The sequence below is a fragment of the Candidatus Protofrankia californiensis genome, assembly GCF_900634765.1.
Taxonomy (GTDB): domain Bacteria; phylum Actinomycetota; class Actinomycetes; order Frankiales; family Frankiaceae; genus Protofrankia; species Protofrankia californiensis.
Window position 1 is genome coordinate 4,394 of record NZ_CAAAFT010000025.1, and the last position, 2,278, is coordinate 6,671.

General features: G+C 69.4%; 2 protein-coding genes. Both read right to left on the minus strand.

Annotation, left to right across the window (positions count from 1 at the left end; translation table 11 throughout):
- Nucleotides 1–822 (minus strand): FAD-dependent oxidoreductase (locus DD1DGNOD_RS01000; protein WP_241255381.1); only part of this gene is annotated, 822 nt, incomplete at its 3' end.
- 294 nt (nucleotides 823–1,116) lie between these two features.
- Nucleotides 1,117–1,653, minus strand: a complete 537-nt coding sequence (locus DD1DGNOD_RS01005) for a hypothetical protein (RefSeq protein WP_131764677.1) — start codon at nucleotides 1,651–1,653, stop codon at nucleotides 1,117–1,119.
- Nucleotides 1,654–2,278: the final 625 nt, after the last annotated feature.

Consider the following 2,278-nt stretch of genomic DNA (forward strand, 5'->3'; position numbering starts at 1 on the left):
GAGCCGCACAGTACCGAGAGTCCCGCCGGCGAACACCACCTGGCCTGCCCGCCACGTCCGTCTCCGCCGGCGGACCCAGGCTCCCGTACGCACCGTCCCCACCTCATAGCCACCGTCCGGCAGCGGACGGACGACATCGGCCTGCGTGTCGGGAAAGACCTGGGCGCCGAGCCTCTCCGCCAGGTAAAGGTAATTGTGGTCGAGGGTGTTCTTGGCGTTCCAGCGACAGCCGGTCATGCACTCACCGCATTCGCGACACCCGGTACGGGTCGGCCCGGCACCCCCGAAGTAAGGGTCCTCGACCTCGGTACCGGGTTCCTTCCCGCCGTTGCGACCGAAGAAGACGCCCACGTTCGACGGTTTGAAGGTGTGCCCGACGCCCATTTCTTCGGCAACCGCTCGATACACCTCGTCGGTGTAGGTCACCGTCGGGTTCGGCACCACTCCGAGCATGCGTTCGGCCTGATCGTAGTAAGGCGCCAGTTCGTCGCGCCAGTCGGCGATGTGCCCCCACTGCGGGTCGGTGTAGAACGCCTCCAGCGGGCGGTAGAGCGTGTTCGCATAGACCACTGAGCCGCCGCCGACGGCGGCTCCGGACAGGACGAGCACGCGACCGAGCATGGTGAACTTCTGGAATCCGTGACAGCCCAGCCGAGGAGCCCACAGATAACGGCGGATGTTCCAGCTGGTCCTGGGCAGCGCGCCGGGGGGAAATCTTCGACCGGCTTCCAGGACAACGACCTGGTAGCCCTTTTCCGCAAGCCGGAGAGCGGTGACGCTGCCACCGAATCCCGAACCGATCACGATCACATCGGCGTCCATGCCCGGGGGCACACCCTCCTCGGGCACACCGTGGGCCTGCCCGGGCCGGTGGGCCTGCCCGGACCGCGCCGTGGTCCGGGCGGTCGTGCCGCCACTCGTGCCGTCAGTCGTGCCGCCACCGGACATGCGCCTACTCCCGCCACACTCACCGAGCGACCCAGGGACCTGGGCCTTTGGCAACCGAGAGGCCCAGGCCTCCAGCGACAGGAAAAGCATGATCCCGTCACCTTTGGCCCGCTGGCCCGCCGGTTTCCCATCATCACCACCTTGGCTACGAAGGCAACACGGCCTTCTCTAGGCAGCGCCGCTGGCACGATCGGGACGCGTACGAGCCTGCGCGGCTCCGGCAGCCGCTGCCTGTTCTATGGCGGCAAGCTCTGGAAGGCTGGCAGGAAGCTGCTGCGGTACGGCCACGGTCGGGGGGGCAACCGCCGGCGCAACCGCGGCGGGAGAGGCCGGGCCCGCGCGGTGGTCAGCGGTGGCAGGTGCCGCAGCCCATGACCTGCACGACCGGCACAGGCATTCCGACGACGACGCCGGCAGATGGTCCAGGCGCCGCAACACATGATCGACAGGGTCGTCGACCCGACCGGCGCCAATACTGGACCCCACGGTGTCCACCAGGTGCATGGCCAGTTCTGCCGCGTTCCACGAACCAGTGACAAGGATGCGAACGAGCCGGTCCCGGGCGACGGCGAGGGTCCCGGGGTCACGTCGCATGGCCCGGGCAAGGGTTCCGACGACCTGCTCGGCTGCTTCGGCAACCTGCTGCTGCGGGGACACGGGCCGGGCCGGCCCGATCTCCGCCGCGGGCTGCCTGCTCTCAGTCACCTGCGCAGTCCCAGCCTGCGTGGTCCCAACCGGTCCCGTGGCAGCTGTGGACGGGGCAACAGCGGATCGCATAACGACAGTTGGTGACATCACAATCGCGGGGGGAACAACGGCCGGTGAGACAGCAGCAGGGGAGGCCGCGGGGGCGGATGCGGTGATCACGGAGTTGTCCCCGACCACCGTCAGTGCCTTGGCCATGGCAGCACCTGTGATGCGGGCGCGGCGTCGGGCGGCGGCAGTCGGCCGATTCGAGGCAGGCCGCGAACCTGCCCGGTGGCGGTGAGGAGCCAGGCCGGCCGGTGCGGCGCCGGCTCGCGGGACCGGCCGGTGCGCCGCAGCCGTGCCAGCCGCGGTCACCGCGTCGGCGGCCGTTACCGATGCGCTCGCGCGAACCGAATCGGACATGCTCAACGCGAAGCTCGCGGGCCGACGGGCGGCAGGCCGGCTCAGCCCTATCAACCAGCCGAGGTCTCGCAGCAGCCTGATCTGTCGTTGTACGTGGGTACGGCTGTAGCCGGTTTCGGAAGCCAGTGTCACAAGCCCTGGAGAACAGACTGCGACGGATCCGGCCAGGCCCGGAACGACCGGCTCGCCGACGCGGACGCCACAGTGGCTGGCAAGGGCG